This window comes from Hoyosella subflava DQS3-9A1 (genome assembly GCF_000214175.1).
Taxonomy (GTDB): domain Bacteria; phylum Actinomycetota; class Actinomycetes; order Mycobacteriales; family Mycobacteriaceae; genus Hoyosella; species Hoyosella subflava.
Genome location: NC_015564.1, coordinates 3,585,071 through 3,605,520, shown reverse-complemented (window position 1 = coordinate 3,605,520; position 20,450 = coordinate 3,585,071). Strand labels below are relative to the sequence as shown.

Genomic DNA, 20,450 nt, shown 5'->3' with positions numbered 1-20,450 from the left:
AACCCACAAACCTGACACCCAGAATCAGGAAGGAAAAAATGAAACACCACTCCCTCTCGCGCGGTGCACTCGCTGCCGCGGCAGCATCGCTCAGCGGCGTGCTTGCCCTGTCCGGATGCTCCTCAAACGAGGCGTCTCCTGACACAGCTGGTGGCAATGACACTGGCACTGCCGACGCTGCGGGTGCCACCGGCACGGTGGAGCCTGCGCCACCAGGGCCACGCGTCACGCTGACGTACGAAGGCGGCGTGCTCGTCCTTGATGCCACGACATTCGACGTCCTCGGCGATTTCGACTCGGAGGAGTTCACTCGCTTGAACTCCGCGGGGGACGGTCGCCACGTGTTTGTCACAACGTCCGAGGGCTTCCAGCTCCTTGACGCCTCAACGCCGGAATTGACCGACCTTGTCATCGAGGCTGACTCGGCTGCCCACGTGGTCCGCCACGCAGGCCGCACCGTCCTTTACGACGATGCCACCAGTGACACGATGATCTTCAACACCGAAGACCTGCTCGCTGTGGACGGCGAGCTGCCCGACGCTGAGGTTGTGCCCGGTGTCGACGCCCACCACGGTGTGTCCGTTGTTCTCGAGGACGACACACTGATCACAAGCGTCGGTGACGATGATGGCCGCACCGGCATCCGGGTGCTCGACGCCGACCGTAACGAGGTCGCATCGAGTGACGAGTGCCCAGGATTGCACGGCGAAGGCACCCTGCAGAACGAGGTCGTCGTGTTCGGTTGTGAAGATGGCGTGCTCATCTACGACAACGGCGAAATCCACAAGGTCGACGCTCCCGATGAGTACGGCCGCATCGGCAACGCGTACGTCACCGAGACCAGCCCGGTCATGGTGGGCGACTACAAAGACGACCCCGATGCGGAAGGTTACCTCCTGCAAAAGGTTGTCCTAGTGGACACCGAGGCACGCACGCTCGAGGTCATCGAGCTGCCCGACGGTGTCGAGTACACATGGCGCGGAATCGCGCGCGGGCCGCAAGATGAGGCGTTGATCCTCGCGACAGACGGGTCGGTCCACGTTCTTGACCCTGCAAGCGGCGAGATCACCGAATCCTTCGCAGTCATCGAAGCGTGGGAAGGCCCCGATCAGTGGCAGAACCCGCACCCCGCGATCGTGGTGGACGGCGACATCGCTTACATCACCGAGCCTGCGGCGAACACGATCCACGCGTTCGATGTGACCACCGGCGAAATCATCTATTCGGCAGAGCTCGACCAGACACCGAACGAGATCGCGTTCACGACAGGGTAGTTGACCCTAGATTCCCGACGGCGCCTGCATTTCCTGCAGGCGCCGTCGTTGTAATTGCCGTCGAGGGTGCAGGGACAGTAACGGTTGAGTGTCAAGGCGAAACCACCTCTTCGCCGGGGTGAAGTAGGCGCTGCAACTCGGTGAGTGAGTCATCGTCGAGTACGGCACCGTGAACTGTTATCGCCCAGTCGTTTCCTGGGTCGACCACCTGTGAACTGTGCTGCCCCACCGCAGATCCCACGGCGCATCGCTGCGTGGGCGCCGGGCGAACAGGCAAGTCAGCGAACCACAACTTGCGTGTGCCTCGAAAGCTCCTGTGGCTGCGTTTTGGATGTGGATAGTGTCAGGCGTGAGATCGAAACGTACCGGCAGGACGAGCTTGTTGTCGGTGACGTACTTGCGGAAACAGTCGCGCTTAGTACTGCAGCGTGCCCTGCGTCAGTCGCGCACCGTCCAGATTCACAAACATCGGATCACTCGCCTTGAACCGCGCCCACACGGGTGCATCAGCTAAGGCTCTGCGGGTCGCGCCAACTCTGATGGTGCGGGTGCTGAGGTAGTCCTCGAGGATCGCGGTGAGCGGGGGAGAGGTGCGCACGGTGCGGTCTTTGCGGCCTTTGCCGCACGCATGAATCCGTAACTCACCTGCGGTGTCTGGATGCGGCTGGTGGTCACGGATGTCAAGCGCGAGGAGTTCGGCGGAGCGCAGCCCGCATAACAGGGTGAGGGCGACGATCGCGAAGTCGCGTTCCGGCCAGTCGTCCGCCCGCACCTGTTCGCTTTCCGCGAGCGTGGAGACCAGGCGCACGACGGCGTCATCGGCAGCGACCGCGGCAGGGTTTTCGCGGTTTTCGGGCGAGAGACGGCCTGCATCGGGTTGCCGGGGATGACGTTCTCAGTGAGCAGGAAGCCGCAGGCACCCCCGGTTGTCAAGTCCGATTCCGGGACAGTCGAAGAAACGCGGAGACCGTCACTGCCGGTCCAGGGCTGCCGACTATTCCAGGCCCTTGGGGTGCAGGACATCAGAGATGCTTATATGTCCCGGTTTGGGCTCGTTGGGAAGGCTGATTGGCGAAAGTCCAGCGCTTTCTCGACGTTCGTTAACCGAAAAAACGTACTGTGCAAATTCAGGCTTGACATGTACGTCGGGGAAGTGGGCACGAAGCTCTTCAATAATTTCGTAGCCCTCGTCGTACCAGTCGAAGACGTTTATCCCCGGAAGCCAACGCGGCCGCGAGGTGAAATCATCCATCTCCTTCACGAAGAACTTCTGGAAGCATTCAGTCCAGGCCAATATCCTTCCCCCAAGAGCTGTTAAGCGCGCCTCTTATGCCAAAGCCAAATGCAGATTGCAACTCCTGCGGTCGCCATCGCTGGAAACACCCAAAGCCACCACGGTGAGCTGGTCACCTGGTGAAGGTGTTCGTTAGTTAGAAACTGACCTGACGGCGAAGTGGGAGGATTCAATAGGTTCCATCCAGATGTGATCGGAATGCCAAAAACCCGAGATAAGTCAACAAGCAGCCCCACCGAGATCACGGTGCAGACACCAGTGAAAGGATAACGCCACCCAGAACCATGGGAATCCGGTTCTCCGATCAGGACGTATCCGGTTAAGCCAGTACCCACCAAACACTAGCAGCCCCACTAGGACGAGGATCGATAGCGACGCCATGTCGCACAGTACTACGCCTCCACTGTGGCCAGCAGCACTTAACAAGTGGCTTCATCTCGGGGGCACTGCAGTGAACCGCTCAGGAGCGGGTGCTCTAAGACAGGACCCCACCGCCCAGCACATGAACTATGGCTCCTTGTGGACCTGGATCAAACCGTGACATGGTGCCGAATCAGGTTGACACACACAAAGGCCGCAGGTTCGTCAGGGACATGTCGAAAACCAAGCTCGCCGCATACAACGCAGAAGCCGTGAACTGCATCAAGAGCGTGAAGGCAGGCAAGCTCGAAGTAGCCCGAAAACGCCTGGACAGAATCGTCGCTCAGATCGAGCGCAACGCCAGATGATCAGCCTTCAGGTCACCCCGCACTACCACGGCCCCCGATTGCGCGAACTCGAACTCGCTACACGGCACATGGACACGCTTCGAGCCGAGAAGGAGGCACAACGGAACGCAAGGCAGAGCTTCGGGAACAGCAGGAGGCGGAAGCGGAATTGCAGCGCGAGCGCGACCGTCTCGAGAAGGAGAAACAACACTACCTAAACACACTGCGAGCACTTGAAGCTCGCGGCGACGAAAGTGCGGCCACCGCACTGCGCGCGAAGCTTGCCGATGTTGAGCGGGCAATAACAGACGTCGGCTACCGGAAAGCGAACTTGCGCGCAGGCTATGTCTACGTCATCTCAAACCTGGGCTCGTTCGGCGAAAGGATGTTCAAAATCGGGTTAACGCGACGCCTCGAACCTATCGAGAGGGTTCGGGAACTAAGCTATGCTTCGGTGCCGTTCAACTTCGATGTTCACGCACCCTTCTTCGCCGAAGGCGCCGTGGAAATTGAGGCTATGTTGCACCGCGAGTTCGCGCACAAACGTGTGAACCGGGTGAACAACCGCCGTGAGTTCTTCTACGTAACCCCCAAGAAGTCCTAGATGTCCTACGCCAGCACAACGTCGCAGTTGTTGAATTCAATATGGAACCCGATGCAGACGAGTCCCGCATCAGCTCCAAACTTGCTGAAGCGAACACGTCGGGCTGACGAGACAGAAGCGCTGGCCGATCCGCAGGAGCTCGCCAGGAGCCGGGGCTGCCACTGACCCGGAGCGCCTGGCATCACCCGAAAGTCAGCGCCCGATCGGACGATTCGCTGCGTGGCTCGGTCATCTCGCCGACACCGGCAGCCTCCCTCGCCGCGTCCTTGTGCAGGGACATGACGTTGATGCAGGTAACCGCTGGTGTCGTAGCCCGGTGATCTAATGGTGGGAGGGGATGTGCAGGGTCTGCCCCGGTGCTTTCTGCTGTGGCCTCCGGTGCCAGCAGGGAGGAGCCACCATGACATCGAACGACTACACGCCAAGGCATTCCGCTGTTTCGATTGCTCCGCACTAACAGCCGTGGAATCCTCCTGGAGGCAGCGCGAGACCATCCGGACGATCACCCAGTTTGACGCCGCACCACACAAGTTTTCCTTGCCGTCGTTTACCGACTTCACCCGCGCTAACCCAGCTCTATGAGCCGACTCGTTTGAGCAGCACACCGCCGCGCTAGCGAACGCGCTACTTCCCAACATGAGTGACTGGACACGGAGCGTTTTCCCGCAGCTGCCTGAAATAGGGAAAATCGACTGGGGCAGTATCTGGCGTCCAGGGCTCGATCCAGCGCTGGCCGCGTCGATGACAACTACGTGGGAACACCTGACAAGCGAATCCGTGCTGCGTTCCTTCCGGTTGGCGCTCGACGCGAACGTCGGGGCGCTCGCGGAACAGTTCACTGCATCGAGCTGCGCGGCCCGATCGAAGAACTTCTCACGGCCCTGAACGATCCCTCCTTCGACGGCCGGGCCGGAAGCCTGTCGGAGTACGAGCCAGCAGTCGCCAGAGCGCTCTGGCGGCTGATCCTGGTGACACTCGCTGGATCTCTGGCACTCATGGGAAACGCGATAAACCGATGGAGGTAGGTGTCAGGTGTGCGGGGCATGCACATCGATGTGCATGCCCGAGCAGAGGTCGATGAGCCAGTCCAGATCGGTACCGGCTGCGAAGACCCGGGCATAGCCGGTGTCTATGGCCAGATCGTCTGGGCAGATCCGGTCTCCGAACAGAACATAGGCGCGGTCACTGTTGCAGCGCTTGGACATCCAGGCGACGCCGTCAAATCCTGCTTGGTGCGCTATTTCGGCCCAGCGGCGGGTACGCGGGTATTCGCTGGCCGGAGTATCGGTGAGTTGGGAGGCCTCGATGCGTAACGCACGCAAACCAGTTCCAAGAAACGACGCAAGCCGCAGCGGACGCTGAACCCGGATCCTGGCGGCGACCTTATCGAGATATTGCTCGGGCAGTAGCGCCCCGCCCGTTACGGGAATGCTGTGCAAGAGTGTCTCGCAAACTGCAGCGACCTCAGTCGCTGCCGCGTAGAGGACGGGCACCGCGGGAGTGCCAAAGAAGGAAAACCGCCCGCCTGGCCCCCTGCCTGGGTTGAACTCAACTGGACTTGGCCGCCTGTTGGTGTAAACGCGGTACAGGACTGTTCCTGGTTCAAGATCGACCGCCTGGGCGGTGAACTGATGCGGGGGCTCGGGTACATGCGTCACCATTCGGTGGTGAACTCCGACCTTGCAGCATCAAGGATGGCATTTGGATCGCCGTTGAGCAGATCCACAGGACGCTTGTCGCTGAGCCATCCTGTGGGCGTGCACAGCCACATCGTGAGGCTTTCTGGCGACCATTCGCTATCGTCTGCGAGGCTGATGAGCTGCTGGATCACCGGGAGGACATGGCCGTCACGGATCTGGAAGCCAGGATATCGGTACTGGTTGCCCCAGCGGATCGCCAGGAGCTTCCCTGCTTTGCGCTGATCTGCGGTGAAGCCGCGGGGGCTGGAGGACCGGGAACCTAGAGCTGCGGCGACGTCGCGGCTGGTGAGCAACTCAAACTCGGCGTCGATGGCCCGCCACTTATTCTCTGTCGCCTGTACCGCGCGCGCTAGCTGTGGTGATGTTGGTTCTTTGATTGCATGCATTGCTGGCCCAAGCGCCCGGATGGAACGCATGGCGTTGCGGACAGAACGGCCGAGGATCTCTTCAGGACCAGTGTTCTGATGTCTAGTGGTAGCCACGTTTCACCTCCGATTCGAATCCCACGGTTCATACGAACAGGATACTACGTGCGAATCGTCGGGCGAAGCGGCGCCCGAGACGTCATAGGCGTCACGCGTAAGCAGGCGTGGTCGCTGAGAAGGTGGCGCAAATGCTCAGAGAGAGCACCCAGAAACACCCGCCGAACTCGCCGCCCAGCCATGGTCGAACTACCCCGCCCGCCGCTGACATCACCGAAACGGTTAGCCATCATTGCGCATATGACTCGATCCCACTTGGATACTTGCAGCCCGCTCGCCTCAAGCGTGAAAGCACTCGGTGACCTCTGTTCACAGTCCGCCTCTCGCTTGCACCCGCGGCTATCCGACCAGGCGCTCACAGCATGGGTCGCGGGACTCGCTGTCGCCGCGGCGGTGACGGCCGGATGCGCACACACCCCAAGCGAAGCCGAACAGTCCGCCACCACACCAATGGCTACTGAACATTCGGAGCGCAAGACGGAAGGCAGGAACGTTCAGCGCGATGGAGGCGAATCGGATGGACACTTCACGATCATGGACGAGCCCACCGCGTTGCCGCGGTTTCCGTTGCTCCCGGACGACTGCAGCGCCCCGGCCTCGGACGGAAAGATCATCTTTGTCTGCGCCGGCGCGCAATACGGTGAAATCTCGGTCACCGTCGAAACTCTGCCCGCCCCGCCGGCACAGCCTGAAACAGGATGGCAAGAGGTATTTGACACCCATGTCACCTCCACAACCGGCGACCTCTACCTCTGGACGGGCATGGCAACACGCTTCCCCGGTATCAGCGAGCCCCTCACTTATAAGCCCGGGACCTACCAAGTGAGAATCCACATCAACGGGCGCCTGGAAAACCGCGGCTGGCCCACAAACGTCACCGATGAGACGTATCTGATCCAGATCTGGGAGCACAAGTAATCGGTACCCCTCGCCGACCATCGACCTCGACGGGCCCGTACCGGGCCAAAAGCTTCTCGGAGGCTAACGAAGCAGTACGGTGAGCAACGTGGATGTGCTGGTGCTGGCTGAGGCAGGCATTAGCGATTGAGTGAATTCCGGCCAGACAGACTGCATGCCCGGTTTCGGGACCTTCCTGTTCACCGCGGCAGCGCTCGGCCTCACGATCCTTGCATGCACGATCGGATGGATCGCAGCCAGTGTTGCTGCCACAGCGGCGCTCTCGGAAACCCATCTCAGCCGACCTCGTCGCACATTCTGGGCAGCCACGATCTGGCTGATACCCGTACTCGGCGTAGCCACCTTGTGGGCCTTGCGGAACCCGACATGTCACCGCCCACGCGAATCCGCCAAACCCTGAAAGATCCGACACGTCGGTAGTTCATGCGGCGAATAAATGCAGAATCGAATATGCAGGGTTACCAGTAAGTCGTAGCGTGTTCATAATCTACTGTCCAGCAACAGGATTCGCACCTTTCCGGCTCGACTGCCGGTAGAAATTGGCGGCGCCTGTCTCGTCTCGGCGGATTAGCGTTGTGCATCCCAGACGAGGCCCAGCATCCGCATCGCCGTCTGAAGATCGGGGTCTTCGCGGGTGATGCCGTCGCCTGAATTCCTCGGCAGGAGCTTCGGCGAGTTTGCGGGATCGTCAGGCTGCTCGTAGATAACCCACAGGCGTAAGCCGTCTCCGTGGCGGGAGTCGAATTCGACCCCGGCGACCGGATCACCATCCGGCCCCGTCAATGTGTTGATCCAACTGGACATCTTCTGCGTTAGTGCGCGGGGTCTTCCATCGCGTATTGCGGCTCCATCGAGGTCGTCGAGGCCCAGCTGTATCGCAGTGACGCGAAACCGCGCTCGAAGAGTCGCGAGGGACTCGGGGTGCCCCGGAACTGCGAACCACCCTGTGAGAGCAGCCCGGACCGCCATGCGGGGATCGCACCACGACGCAGGCAGCCGGCCTGGTTCCAGCGTGGGAAAGTTATCGTCATCCTGCCCGTCGACGACAATGTCAGCGAGGTCAGCGATCACGGCTGCACTGGGTCGAGCGAACGCGAGAACCTCCAGGTAGCAGGCCAGCCTGGTGGAACCGGTGTACAGCGTGCGCCAAATGCCGTCGGGTCATCCCAGCGACCGTGAAAGCTTCCCTCGGTGACGTACTCCCAAGGAGTCCATTCCCACGGAGAGGGCTTGTACCCGACACGGTGCACCTCTGCGCCGACCTGGCGCGCGCAGTGCACCGCGCCGGCCAGTGTGTCAATGAATGCGTTCTCTGCGCTCATCCGATCGCGGCAAATTGGCGAGCGGCGGCCAGGATCTTCGGGCCGATGGACTCGAGGTCTCCGTCGCGCAGTAGCAGTGCTTGGAGATCGTGCGCTCGAACGCGGCTTCAGCTGCGCACGTGCTGGCAGCGCGGGCACACGTACACGAGCCGCTCATCGGCATTCGGCACACTTATTGACTGATAACCAGATTCGCTGATGATGCGTCGTTCGATGAGTGTGCCGCAGCGCCTGCAGGGGTTGCGTTCTCGCCCGTACACCCAGAGTTCTTGACCGCGCCGCAGATTCCCGGTCGTGCACCGCTGGGTTCGGTCTTTGTTAGCCCACAGCATCCGCCGGGAGAGGTCGAGCAGCCCGTCAAGGTCTGCGACTTCCGACGTGGGTGTGAGGGGATCAAGGCCGCGTAAGAAGCACAGTTCGCTTCGATACACGTTGCCGATGCCTGCGAGGTTGCGCTGGTCGAGCAGCGCCATTCCTATCGCGCGTTCAGGTGCTGATCCGATTCTGTCCCGTGCGGTCGCTGCATCCCAGTTGTCGCTGAGGAGGTCGGGTCCGAGGTGCGCTGTGACGGACGGTGCTTCCGCGGCAGACAGCACGCTGAGGATTCCTAGGGAGAAGCCGACCGCTTGTGAGCCGTCAGCCTCGAGGACCACGCGAGCCTGCCATCCAGGTTTCCGCCATTTCTCGCCCGGTTTGTAGGTGTGCCAGGCACCTTCCATTTTCAGGTGGGAGTGGATGACGTGGTCGCCGGCCTGTATGAACAGGTGTTTGCCGTGCGGCCATACGCGCGAAATCCGCAGGCCCGCGAAGTTGAGGTTCGCGTACTTGTCGACCCGGAACTGTGTGCGTGTAAGCACCTTCTGGTCGAGGGCGGCACGCAGGTTCGTGGCTGCCCGGTAAACGGTGTCACCCTCAGGCACGGGTCACCGCCGGTACCGGTAGCCGCGCGGAACGACGGCGAACCCGTTCTCACTGAGTGCCCGGGCGAAGAATCCAACCGCACCGTCAGCGTGCTCCGCTCCGGGCGCGGGCACACCGTTTATCGTTTCGATGAGCAGCTTGTCGAGGGCACCGCTGCGTGCGATACCGACGAGGGCGCGCGCAGCGCCGTCTAGTGTCGCGGGGTCGTCGCCATACACGAGCGCGGTTTTGCCGCCGCGTTCCAGGTAGACCTGCAGCGCGCCGTCGACCATCACTACGAGCGCGCCAGCTTTGCGTCCGGCGCGATGGCCACCTGTTGGCGGGTCAGGCCAGGGGAGCGCGGCACCGTAGGGGTTCGCCGGGTCCACGGCAGCGAGCGCGAGGGCAGTGCCGGCCGAATCTTGGTCGCCGATGCTGCGCAGTTGGTCTACGACCGCTGACGTAGCGAATTGCGCGGCACCCAGGGTTTCGACGAAGTAACCGCGGCGGCACAGCCCGCGTTCTTCGAGTTCGCGGAAAACTTTGTACAGGACGGTGAATCCGAGGTCAGGTGAGCGCTCCGCAGTGAGAACGTTTTTCGTGACAATGCCGTAGCGGGCGAGGAGTTGTTCACACATGCCGTGGGCGCGCACGGTGACGTCGGGTTCGGACATTGGCAGCAGCGACCAGCGGCCCGCCACGGTCGGGGGGCCCGAGCGTGTCGGAAGTGCGGTGCGGGGGAGTCGCGCGGCACGGAAGGTGCGGGTACGGGACGGCACCTGTCGTGTTCGGTGAGTGGTACCAGCGGTGCCTCTGCGTCCTGACGACATGCGGGCCCGCACCGGCGAGAACGTGTCGTTGGTGACGCGTCCCGCCCAGACGAGCTCCCACAAACCGTCTACGAGTGCACTGTCGGACGGGGGTTCTTCCCCGTCTGCCAGGAGATCGCGGCCCACGGAATCGGCTAGTTCCCGGAAGAAGTATCCTCCGCCGCGGACCAGGACGGCCTCGATTCTCAATGCAACGGCGGAGAGGTCGCTCGGCGGAATCTGCGGCAAGGTCACCGGGGCAGTGTCCGCGAGGTGGAGACTGATCCATCCGTCCCGCGTCGACAGCGCCCCTGCACCTGCCCAGAGCACCTCACCTGACGACGTGAGTTCGTCCAGAAAAGCGGGCGAATAGTCGGCAACGCGGGTCCCCAGAATCAGGGGCTCGATCGCGGACGCGGGCAATGGCACTCCGGCGAGCTGATCGATCGTCGACAGCACACCATCGGCCCCCCGCGCCAGGTGCGACCCGACACCCATCCAGCCGGGGAGGAAACGAGCGAGCGTAGTGGTGCTGACTGGTTCGATCGCGTCGCGCAGTTTCGCGAGCGACCGGCGCCGCAGCACAGCGAGTACGCCAATGTCACACCATTCGGGGACCCCATCGTTGCCTGGCCGGAATTCGCCTTCAGCGACGCGACGATCGGTAGCCAGGGACCGCAGTACTGAGACAACAAGTCCGTAGGGCAGTCCGAACCGCGCCATGATCGCAGCGGAGGTGAACGGGCCGTGGGATCTGGCGTAACGCGCAATGAGTTCGGTGACGGCATCTGGAGCAGGCTCGAGGAACGCCACGGGTATGCCGATGGGTAGCGGTGCACCGAACGCGTCCCGCATCCTCCCGGCGTCTTCGGCGACCACCCACCAGGTGCGTCCTGCGAAGGCCACTTCGATTGCGCGGCGGCTCTCTTCGAGCCCGCGCAGCCAGCCAGCGGGGTCGTCGGTGCAGCGCTCCACGATTTCCGAGGTAGTGAGCGGGCCGATGGTGCGTAGCATGTCGGAGAGCTTTTCGGCGCTATCGGCCTTTCTCGTCAGCCACTGCAAATACCCTTCGTAATCGGTAATGACGTCACCGTCGAGGAGGTCACGCATTTCCAGGCGGCCGAGAAGTTCGGCGAGCAGCGTCGTATCGAGGGAGAGCGCCGCGGCCTTGCGCTCAGCGAGCGGTGAGTCGCCTTCATAGATGAACGCGCCGGTATAACCGAACAGCGCTGACACCGCGAACGGAGACGGTGTGTTCGTTTCGGTTTCGACGATGCGTATTTGCCGCCGCTCCACCTGGGTGAGCAGTTTCGCCAGTCCGGGAACGTCGTAAACGTCCTGCAGACACTCCCGGACCGCTTCGAGGACGATAGGGAATGTGGGGTAGCTGCGTGCCACCTCGAGGAGTTGGGCGGATCGCTGCCGCTGCATCCACAACGGTGAACGCTTCCCTGGATCACGCCGGGGGAGTAGCAACGCTCGCGCGGCGCACTCACGGAACCGCGCCGCGAAAAGCGCGGAACTGCCGATCTCCGCCGTGACGATCGCGTCGATCTCGTCGGGGCTGAACGCGAACAGGTCCGCGCCGGGTGGCTCGCCTTCGGTATCAGGCAGCCGGACTATAACCGCGTCGTCTGTCGTGACGGCGGCCCCGTCGAGTGCGTACCGTTCCCGGATCCTCGCATTGACGGCGAGCGCCCACGGTGCGTGCACGGGAAGGCCGTAGGGGGAGTGAAGAATGATGCGCCAGTCACCCAGTTCATCGCGGAATCGCTCCACCAGCAGGGTGGTGTCCGACGGGACGACTGACGTGGCGTCACGCTGTTCGCGAATGAACGACAAGGTGTTGGTCACAGCGTTATCGTCGAGCCCAGATTCACTGAGCCGCTCGTGCACGGACTCGTCATCCGCAGCGATGTCCCTGATGAACGCGCCTAATGCTGCACCGAGTTCGGAGGGCCTGCCCAGACTGTCTCCGATCCAGAAGGGCAATCGGCCGAACTGGCCTGGCGCGGGTGTCACCAAGACGCGGTCATGGGTGATGTCTTCGATCCGCCAGCTGGTCGCACCGAGCGCGAAAACATCCCCTACGCGGGATTCGTAGACCATTTCCTCGTCGAGTTCACCGACTCGGGTGTTCTTCTCACCGACCATGAACACCGGGTACATGCCCCGGTCCGGGATGGTTCCCCCAGATGTGACTGCGAGGCGTTGCGCGCCGGGACGGCCCGTCACCACCCCATGATCCCGGTCCCAGATAATCCTTGGCCGGAGCTCCGCGAACTGATCGGACGGATACTTGCCGGCCAGCAGGTCGAGTGTGGCGTCGAATGCGGAACGCGGCAGCGAACTGTAGGACCCCGTTCGCCGCACGGTCTGGAACCATTGCTCCACATCCAGGGGCTCAAGTGCGCATGCCGCGACGGTTTGCTGCGCGAGCACGTCGAGCGGATTTGCGGGGACTCTGATCGCTTCGATCGCGCCTTCCCGCATCCGTTCGACTGTCACCGCGCAATGCAGCAGGTCCGCGCGGTGTTTCGGAAAGAGGATTCCCCGGGATATCTCACCGACCTGATGCCCGGCCCGCCCAACGCGCTGCAAACCACTCGCAACCGAGGGCGGGGACTCGACCTGGATGACGAGATCTACTGCCCCCATATCGATCCCGAGTTCGAGGCTGCTGGTCGCGACGACACATCTCAGACGCCCGGTCTTCAGGTCATCTTCGATCAGGGCCCGCTGTTCTTTGCTGACCGAGCCGTGGTGTGCCCGCGCCAGCACGGCGGGGGATTCGCGGACTGAACCTCCCTGCGCCATAACCTCCGCGGGAGGCCTTGTCTGCGAAGGCAGTTCCGTTCCCTGGCGCTCGCTGTAAATCTCGTTGAGCCGAGCGGTCAGGCGTTCCGCGAGGCGCCGGGAATTGGCGAAGACGATCGACGACCGATGGTCGAGGATGAGGTCGGCGAGCTGCTCCTCGACGTGCGGCCACAAGGAGTTCGCAGACAGATTCTTCGCGTCGGAATCGGTTCCCCCAGGTGCCGCGGGCACGTTCGCCATGTCCTCCACAGGAACAGACACCCGAAGGTCAAAAAGCTTCTCAGTGGGCGGCGCGACGATGCTGACCGGACGTGCACCAGCCAGGAAACGCGCCACCTCCTCGCGCGGGCGCACTGTCGCGGAAAGTCCGATCCGCTGGGCTGGCTTCTCCAGCAGCGCATCGAGACGCTCCAGCGAGAGTGCGAGGTGTGCTCCGCGCTTGGAGTCCGCGATCGAATGGATTTCATCGACGATCACAGTCTCGACCCCTGCCAGGGTTTCGCGCGCCGCCGACGTCAGCATCAAAAACAGCGATTCAGGGGTGGTGATCAGGATGTCGGGCGGGTTGCGGAGCATCGCCTGCCGCTGCGCATTGGGAGTGTCACCGGTGCGCACACCGACGGTGACACTGGGCGGTGTCAACCCCTTGACGCGGGCCGTGTTCGCGATGCCAGTGAGTGGTGAGCGCAGGTTGCGTTCCACGTCCACCGCCAGCGCCTTCAACGGAGACAGGTAGACAATCCGAGTGCCACGATCTTCCTCTGTGGTGATGCGATCAAGCGCCCACAAAAATGCGGCGAGCGTCTTGCCCGATCCTGTCGGTGCGACCACGAGCGAGTGGCTGCACTGCCGGATCTCATCCCACGCCTGCTCCTGCGCAGGGGTAGGAGCACCGAACGACCCGCGGAACCACTCACGGGTCGCGGGCGAGAAGTTCTCGAGCGCGCTCACGGTTCCATCATGCCGTGAAGCACTGACAAGTTCTGCCGTCCGGCCGGACGCTGGTGGATGAACTGCGCCTTCACTATCGTTACCTCGCGGCACCAATACTCGAGTGCGGAGGGAAACATATGTGGGCAATTCGCCCGGTACAGGATGCCGATTCGGAGCAACTCATCGCGCTCATCGGTGCGTGCTGGTCGGAGTTCCCCGGTTGCATTCTCGACGTGGACCTAGAAGAACAGTGGTTACGTGCACCAGCCGCGGCGTATGCGGCTTTCGGGGGTGCCTTCTGGGTCGCGGACGATGAGGGCATGATCCTGGGCTCCTCGGGCTTCCGCCCAAGTCTGGCTTCTTTAGCGGAGATTAAGGGCGTGTATGTTGCGGCGTCAGCACGACGGCATGGCCTGGCAACCGTTCTCGTGAAGCAGGCAGAGCAGTCTGCACTCGACGCCGGATACACCGGAGTTCAGGCCTGGTCAGACACGCGGTTCACGGGCGCGCACAACTTATACGCACGGCTCGGGTACGCGCGCACGGGACGGTCCCGCGATCTCCACGATATTTCCCATTCGACTGAGATCGAATTCGCGAAGGAACTATAGAGCCGATACCGCCATCTGCATCTCCACGACGACCTTGTTGCCGAGACGCTCAAAGAACAGTCGCATCACGGGCGAAGCGATTTTCGCCAGACCGTGAAACGTGATTTCAGCGGTGTAATTGACCTCGGTCTCACCGTTTTCGGCACGTAGCCGGATGTCGTCGATCGCAGTCGCCGTCTTGTTGCGGCCCACGAACTTCACATGGTCAGCATGATGTTCGGCGAGTTCGTAAACAAGTTCAGTCTCGCGCCCGAGCACCCGCGACGTGTTTCGCCATTCAGCGCCGACGCGTATGGGGCCGTCGTCGATGCGCGTGCAGTTCACCGTGCCCGGATCCCATTCGACGGTGTTACTGAAATCGGCAAGATACTCGGCGACAACTGTGATTGGCTTGTCGACGATGAAGGTTCGTTGGACGTGCACCATGGTGGGCCCTTTCTTGTGGAGGGGCTTGCATGGTTACTTCGGAACGTCGCTACGACTGGATTGGTCACGACGGAACCTGCGTCGATCAGTGTTCTCCACCGAGCTTGCCGCTGAGTCGGTTATGCCGTTCTTGCGATGCCTCATTGAGGCCGATGATGGTGACACGTTTGCCGCGTTGCCGGTATTTGGTGGTGATCGAATCCAGGGCGGCGACCGTTGACGCATCCCAAATGTGGGATTCGGACAAATCGATGACCACGTTCTCGGGGTCGCTGGAGTAGTCGAACTGGTAGACGAGATCATTGGAGGAGGCGAAGAATAGTTCACCACTGACGCGGTACACGCGGGTGTCGATATGTCCGTCTTTCGTGGTGTCGGTTTCGGTGACCTTTTCGACGCTGACGAAGTGGGCCACACGGCGGGCAAACATCACCATCGCGGTGATGACGCCGGAGATAACGCCGTATGCCAGGTTGTGGGTGAAGACAGTGACCCCCACGGTCACAAGCATTACCGCTGTTTCGGGGAGTGGCATGTGTCGTAGTGTCGCCGGGGAAATCGAGTGCCAGTCCATCGTGTTGATCGACACCATGATCATGACGGCGACGAGTGCGGCCATGGGAATCATTCCGACAAGATCGCCAAGGCCCACAACAAGCGCGAGCAGGAAGATACCTGCGAGGAACGTCGAAATGCGGGTCCGGGCTCCCGACACCTTCACGTTGATGATGGTCTGGCCGATCATCGCGCAGCCACCCATACCGCCGAAGAAGCCGGTGATGAAGTTTGCAGTGCCCTGACCTAGGCCCTCACGCGTCTTGTTCGAGTGCGTGTCGGTGATGTCGTCGACGATCTTTGCCGTCAGCAGCGATTCGATGAGGCCCACGAGCGCCATCGCGAGCGCATACGGCGCGATGATCTGCAATGTTTCGATCGTGAACGGTACGTCCGGGATGAGGAACATCGGCAGCGACGACGGCAGTTCACCTTCGTCGCCCACGTCCGGGACGGACAGGGCGAAAACGGCGGTGATGACGGTGAGAATGACGATCGCGACGAGCGGAGCAGGCACCACGTTGGTGATTCGGGGCAGCATGAAGATGATCAGCAGTCCCACCGCAACCATCGGGTACACGAGATTGGGAACGCCGACCAGGTGCGGGATCTGCGACATGAAAATCAGTATCGCGAGCGCATTGACGAAGCCGATCATGACGCTTCGCGGGATGAATCGCATCAGGCGCGCCACGCCAAGGAAGCTCAGCGCGAGTTGCATCAAGCCGCCGAGAATGACGGTGGCAAAAAGATACTCGATCCCGTAGTCCCGGACGACGGGCGCCAGCACCAGCGCTATCGCCCCTGTTGCGGCCGTGATCATGGCCGGACGGCCGCCAGTGAAGGCGATGACCACAGCCATCGTGAAGGAGGCGAACAAGCCCACTTGCGGGTCAACGCCGAGAATGATCGAGAACGCGATTGCTTCGGGGATGAGAGCAAGCGCGACGACTAGCCCCGCAAGAACCTCGGTCTTCAATCGGGGGAACGAGCGCAGAGCCCCACGCACCGAAGTGTCAGGACGCTCCGTGGCAACAAGGGGTGCGCCGGGAGTGTGGCTCACAGTCGTCTCCGATCACGATCTGGGCAGGGAACACCCGTTTGAGTTTTAGCGGTGGGAAGGGTCGGATTCTACCGGGCTGGCCGGAACTGAAATGACGGATGGGGTGTGCGATGCCGCGCATCGCACACCCCATCCGTTAGTGGTTACGGCTCCTGTTTCTCGCTTTCGCCTGCTGTTTCACCGGACTCTTCGGCTGCTTTGAGTACCGAGCCCTCGTGTGACGCAGCGAACTCAGGTGTGTCGAATACCTCGCCACCGAGGGGATCCGGAGCATCGGTGCTCGTATGCACCCGTCCTGTTGCGGGATCGACGGTAACGTCACCCGGCGGCACTGCACGCACCGAAACGAGGAGGCCTGTCTGATCCCGCCTGTCGTCCCGCTTGTCCCACGAACTGAGACCAGCGAAGGTCGCGGAGACGCCGCGCACGCCGCGCCACGGCTTCTTGGTTACGTGGGGCGGGAGGGGTGCCGAGGGTTGGGCTTCCTCTGTTGGCAGCGAAATACCGCCACCGGCCGGAGACTCACCAGAGACCTGGACGACGCGAACATACGTCGGCATCCGCGACACGTCATACCGGAACGCGCGCAACAGGGAGAAGCACGCGAGCACCATGATGATCGAGAATGGCACAGCGGTTGCGATCGAGGCGGTTTGCAGCGCTGTGAGTGATTCGCTGCCACCAACAACGAGAAGGACGGCCGCGGCGAAGCCTTCAAGAACCGCCCAGTACACGCGCGTGATCTTGGATGTTTCGACTGCGCCACCGGTCGCGAGGATGTCCACGACGAGGGACCCGGAGTCCGAGGACGTGACGAAGAAGAAGACCACGACACAGATCGCGAGGACACTCGTGATTGTTGCGAGCGGGAGTGTGTCTAGGTGAGCGAACAGCGCCGTGTCTGCGTTCACCGAGCCTTCCGGCGCGATATCGCCGACTTCGCGCTGCCGCAGGATCGCCGAGTCACCGAAGATCGTGAACCAGAGCGAGCTCACGAGCGTAGGGGCGATCAGCACGCCAGCGACAAACTCGCGGATGGTCCTTCCCCGTGAGATGCGTGCGATGAACATGCCGACGAAGGGTGCCCAGCTGATCCACCAGCCCCAATAGAAGATCGTCCACGCGGCTGCCCAGCCGTCTTCCGAAAACGGTGCTGTGCGTAGCATCAATTCCGGCAAGGCCTGGAAATAGTTACCGAGGTTCTGTACCCACGCTTGCAGAAGAAACAGTGTGGCACCAGCCAGGGCGACGAACAGTGCCAGGATCGCCGCCAAGGTCATATTAATGTTCGACAGCCACTTCAGGCCGCGGTGCACACCGGACACGACAGAGACGGTCGCGATCAGAGTGATGACCGCGACGATGCCCAGAATCCAGTAGTTGGATGACTCGATCCACCCCAGGAACTCGAGGCCCGCCATGATCTGCTGGACACCAAACCCGAGCGACGTCGCGACACCAAAGAGTGTGCCGATGATGGCGACGGCATCAATGGCGTGGCCGATCCAGCCCTCGACGCGTTCCCTCCCCAGGAGCGGTTCGAGGAGCCAGCGCACGGCGAGCGGACGGCCCTTGCGGAATGTCATGTACGCGAGGCCGAGGCCGACAACGACGTAGATTGACCACGCGTGGAGGCCCCAATGGAACATCGTGAGTTGCAGTGCCTGATTGGCCGCGGCATCCGTGGCGCCCTCAACCTGTCCAGCATCCGGCGGGGAAAGATAGTGCATAAGCGGTTCAGCGACGCCGTAGAAGAGCAAGCCGATGCCCATGCCGGCGCTGAACAACATCGCGAACCACGAGAGCAGCCCGAATTCCGGGTCCTCATCATCACGGCCGAGGCGGATTCGCCCGATCTTCGACAGCGCGCAATACAACGCGAACACCACGAATCCGGTTGCCGCGAGAATGTACCACCAGCCGACACCGTCAGCGATGAAGGAGTTGAGCGTCGAGAAAGCGTCTTCAGCGGTGCCGCCATACACCGCCGCGAATGCGATGAGCCCTAGGATGACGAGTGATGCGGGAATGAAAACTGGTTTGAGCAGTGAAGACCACGCTTTTGCGATTGGTGAGTCGCTACTCTCTGTAGTTGCCCGCGGAGGTTCTGTAGACACACTTCCTCCTCGCTTGTGGGATCTTTGGTAACAGAATTACCATGTCACATTTTGTGGTATTCAGTCAGCCAAGCGCGGAGAAGGTTGTCAAAGTGCGACGATTGCGCTTCGAGCGTCGGCGATAACGGCATCGTCAAGCCCAATTCCCTTACTGAGGTAATTCTGAATGGTGCCGAACTCGCGCTCGACGGTCCCGCGCGCCTCAGCCAGGTAAGACCCTTGAACCCGCAATACGGGGTAAAGGAGTTCACGCTGGATGCCTCGCTCGACGGCGGCCGCATAGATCGGAGCGAACAATTCATCCACAGCCGGGTTCACACCAAGGTATTCGTGTTCCAGCACGTCAGCATCGGCACCCGCCAGCCAGAGCAACATAGTTGCTGCCCACCCAGTGCGGTCCTTTCCGGCCGTGCAGTGGAAAAGGACGGGATGGTTCGCGGGATCGGCGATTGTGCGGAAGAGCGACCGATAGGCTGCCCGAGCGGCGGCGTCGAGCACAAAGAACCGGTATGTCTTCAGGATTTCCTGCTCGGCCGACCCGTCCGCAAGGATTCTTGTCGCATAGTCCGGATCTGACAGCGCTTGCGCGAATCTCGCCGCAACTCCGTCGGGCCGCGCGGCGAGCACGTCCGCGGTGACAGACGTAACTCCGTCGGGGAGTGCGCTGGGCTGACTGACACGTTCGGGCCCCGACCGCAAATCGATGACCGTGCGCACGCCGAGTTCGGAAAGTGCGTCCGAATTCGTGCTTCCCAACTGTGCTGAGCGATAGATCCGTGCGTGCTGGGTGACTTGGCCCTTCGCCGTCGGGACGCCACCAAGATCTCTGAGGTTGGGGATGGTGCTTTTTACCGTTGGCACGTCAGTTCTGTCGCTCTTCGATTTCTTCGATAAAGTCAGCTGCCATTTTCGCGACGAGTTCGGGCTGGTGACTCGGCAGCCAGTGCCCTCCGTCGACAAAACGTATCCGGCAGTCGATCGCCCACTCCGCAGCGCCTGCTTGTGCAGCCGGCGGGAACAGCTTGTCATTTTCGGGGACGATTACCAGCGAGGGCACCGGCTTGCGAGGTTCGCCAGTGTGCCGGGCCGGTTTGGCACCGAAGAGCGCACTGTAAATATTTGCGGAGTAGATGCGAAGGCCGTCGCGATTGCGGCTCGCGAGCCGGTGGCCGTAGCCATCCGGTTCCTTGCCTTTCTCGAACTTCCACTTCGCGAACGACATCGCCGCATCGGCGACACCAACCTTGAACAGAGCCGGCGCAATCACCGGCACCTGAAAGAACGTCATGTAGGTGTTAATGCTCCACGTGCCGAACAGGTCACGGAGGTGCTGCCAGTTGAACCGCAGCTGATCACGTACCCACGCCGAGTAGTACTCAGCCGACGCGGACCCGATTGTGGTCAGTGACAGTAGTTCGATGCCGTCGACCGGGTGCAGTGCCAGATCCCAAGCCCCGGCCCCGCCCCAATTGTGGGCCAGGAGGTGCACGTGGCCGTTGTCCGCGACGGTCCGCGCGACAGTGGCGATGTCGTCGGCCAGCTGGCTCACCGAGTACTCGGCCACGCGCTGCGGACGGTCAGAGCGTCCAGCGCCGCGCATGTCGAACAGCACCACGTGGTACCTGTCCTTGAGCAACTCGGCTACAGGCTCCCAGACGCCGTGGTCATCGGGAAACCCGTGTACGCATAGCACCGTCGGTTTGGACTGGTCGCCGCGTGTGTATAGCGCCAGTCGATAGCCATCCGACGTGATCGCCCACTTGTCGGGCTCGGCGGATGGAACGGGCCGCGGCCCCACCGGCCCAGCAGACTTTACTTCCGCGGGACGTCGGGAACCGCCCGGTCCGGAGGTGTGCTCCGTATTTGCCATGAAGACCTCTGTGTCGTTCTCGGCGTGAATATGGCGGCTGCCATTCGT

Annotated in this window: 19 protein-coding genes; 7 read left to right on the top strand and 12 right to left on the bottom strand. The window is 61.9% G+C overall.

The annotated features are described in order from the left end of the window. Positions 1 to 38 precede the first annotated feature (38 nt). Entirely contained in the window at positions 39 to 1,274 is a 1,236-nt protein-coding gene (gene aztD / locus AS9A_RS16900) for a zinc metallochaperone AztD (RefSeq protein WP_013808320.1), read from the top strand. Between the two features lie 415 nt (positions 1,275 to 1,689). On the opposite strand, the gene AS9A_RS16895 is transcribed toward aztD, so the two are convergent. After that, positions 1,690 to 2,082, bottom strand: a complete 393-nt coding sequence (locus AS9A_RS16895) for a site-specific integrase (protein ID WP_013808318.1) — start codon at positions 2,080 to 2,082, stop codon at positions 1,690 to 1,692. A gap of 186 nt (positions 2,083 to 2,268) precedes the next feature. Further along, positions 2,269 to 2,526, bottom strand: a complete 258-nt coding sequence (locus AS9A_RS16890) for a hypothetical protein (protein ID WP_237707964.1) — start codon at positions 2,524 to 2,526, stop codon at positions 2,269 to 2,271. A 635-nt stretch (positions 2,527 to 3,161) separates the two neighbouring features. Between AS9A_RS16890 and AS9A_RS24460 the strand changes: the two genes are divergently transcribed. The 3 genes from AS9A_RS24460 (at position 3,162) to AS9A_RS23900 (ending at position 4,764) form a co-directional block, all read left to right on the top strand. After that, positions 3,162 to 3,296, top strand: a complete 135-nt coding sequence (locus AS9A_RS24460; protein ID WP_237707829.1) for a DUF4041 domain-containing protein — start codon at positions 3,162 to 3,164, stop codon at positions 3,294 to 3,296. Between the two features lie 148 nt (positions 3,297 to 3,444). Beyond that, positions 3,445 to 3,879, top strand: a complete 435-nt coding sequence (locus AS9A_RS24455; protein ID WP_049793769.1) for a GIY-YIG nuclease family protein — start codon at positions 3,445 to 3,447, stop codon at positions 3,877 to 3,879. 636 nt (positions 3,880 to 4,515) lie between these two features. After that, positions 4,516 to 4,764, top strand: a complete 249-nt coding sequence (locus AS9A_RS23900) for a hypothetical protein (RefSeq protein ID WP_148262495.1) — start codon at positions 4,516 to 4,518, stop codon at positions 4,762 to 4,764. Between the two features lie 143 nt (positions 4,765 to 4,907). Here AS9A_RS23900 and AS9A_RS16870 read toward each other — a convergent pair whose 3' ends face one another. Beyond that, positions 4,908 to 5,540 carry an RES family NAD+ phosphorylase gene (locus tag AS9A_RS16870; RefSeq protein ID WP_013808314.1) on the bottom strand — a complete coding sequence of 211 codons (633 nt, stop codon included), beginning with the start codon at positions 5,538 to 5,540 and terminating at the stop codon, positions 4,908 to 4,910. After that, positions 5,534 to 6,061, bottom strand: a complete 528-nt coding sequence (locus tag AS9A_RS16865) for a hypothetical protein (RefSeq protein WP_013808313.1) — start codon at positions 6,059 to 6,061, stop codon at positions 5,534 to 5,536. The genes AS9A_RS16870 and AS9A_RS16865 overlap by 7 nt, the downstream gene beginning before the upstream one ends. Positions 6,062 to 6,301: 240 nt before the next feature. On the opposite strand from AS9A_RS16865, the gene AS9A_RS16860 reads away from it, so the two are divergent. Both AS9A_RS16860 and AS9A_RS16855 read left to right on the top strand, forming a co-directional pair. Beyond that, on the top strand, positions 6,302 to 6,979 hold the full coding sequence (locus tag AS9A_RS16860) for a hypothetical protein (RefSeq protein ID WP_148262494.1): 678 nt from the start codon (positions 6,302 to 6,304) through the stop codon (positions 6,977 to 6,979). A gap of 154 nt (positions 6,980 to 7,133) precedes the next feature. Further along, a complete protein-coding gene (locus AS9A_RS16855; RefSeq protein WP_013808311.1) occupies positions 7,134 to 7,379 on the top strand; it encodes a hypothetical protein in 246 nt (81 codons plus the stop codon). A gap of 167 nt (positions 7,380 to 7,546) precedes the next feature. Here AS9A_RS16855 and AS9A_RS16850 read toward each other — a convergent pair whose 3' ends face one another. The 3 genes from AS9A_RS16850 to AS9A_RS16840 form a co-directional block, all read right to left on the bottom strand. Beyond that, positions 7,547 to 8,050: a hypothetical protein gene (locus AS9A_RS16850; protein WP_013808310.1), complete on the bottom strand. Its 504-nt coding sequence runs from the start codon at positions 8,048 to 8,050 to the stop codon at positions 7,547 to 7,549. A 358-nt stretch (positions 8,051 to 8,408) separates the two neighbouring features. Then, a complete protein-coding gene (locus tag AS9A_RS16845) occupies positions 8,409 to 9,221 on the bottom strand; it encodes a DNA-formamidopyrimidine glycosylase family protein (RefSeq protein ID WP_013808309.1) in 813 nt (270 codons plus the stop codon). A gap of 3 nt (positions 9,222 to 9,224) precedes the next feature. Next, complete coding sequence (locus tag AS9A_RS16840; RefSeq protein ID WP_013808308.1) at positions 9,225 to 13,778, bottom strand: ATP-dependent helicase; 4,554 nt, start codon at positions 13,776 to 13,778, stop codon at positions 9,225 to 9,227. Positions 13,779 to 13,897: 119 nt separating this feature from the next. Here AS9A_RS16840 and AS9A_RS16835 point away from each other — a divergent pair, with 119 nt between their 5' ends. Beyond that, positions 13,898 to 14,371 carry a GNAT family N-acetyltransferase gene (locus tag AS9A_RS16835; protein WP_013808306.1) on the top strand — a complete coding sequence of 158 codons (474 nt, stop codon included), beginning with the start codon at positions 13,898 to 13,900 and terminating at the stop codon, positions 14,369 to 14,371. Here the strand turns inward: AS9A_RS16835 and AS9A_RS16830 are convergent. The 5 genes from AS9A_RS16830 to AS9A_RS16810 form a co-directional block, all read right to left on the bottom strand. Beyond that, the gene (locus AS9A_RS16830; RefSeq protein WP_013808305.1) at positions 14,366 to 14,797 is read right to left on the bottom strand and encodes an SRPBCC family protein; all 432 of its coding nucleotides are present in this window, start codon (positions 14,795 to 14,797) and stop codon (positions 14,366 to 14,368) included. The two genes, AS9A_RS16835 and AS9A_RS16830, sit on opposite strands and share 6 nt — an antisense overlap. 85 nt (positions 14,798 to 14,882) lie before the next feature. Beyond that, positions 14,883 to 16,415, bottom strand: a complete 1,533-nt coding sequence (locus AS9A_RS16825) for a SulP family inorganic anion transporter (RefSeq protein WP_013808304.1) — start codon at positions 16,413 to 16,415, stop codon at positions 14,883 to 14,885. Between the two features lie 143 nt (positions 16,416 to 16,558). Then, positions 16,559 to 18,532: a BCCT family transporter gene (locus AS9A_RS16820; RefSeq protein WP_013808303.1), complete on the bottom strand. Its 1,974-nt coding sequence runs from the start codon at positions 18,530 to 18,532 to the stop codon at positions 16,559 to 16,561. 87 nt (positions 18,533 to 18,619) lie between these two features. Further along, the gene (locus tag AS9A_RS16815; protein WP_013808302.1) at positions 18,620 to 19,393 is read right to left on the bottom strand and encodes a tyrosine-protein phosphatase; all 774 of its coding nucleotides are present in this window, start codon (positions 19,391 to 19,393) and stop codon (positions 18,620 to 18,622) included. A gap of 1 nt (position 19,394) precedes the next feature. Then, a complete protein-coding gene (locus tag AS9A_RS16810; protein ID WP_083826580.1) occupies positions 19,395 to 20,402 on the bottom strand; it encodes an alpha/beta fold hydrolase in 1,008 nt (335 codons plus the stop codon). Positions 20,403 to 20,450: the final 48 nt, after the last annotated feature.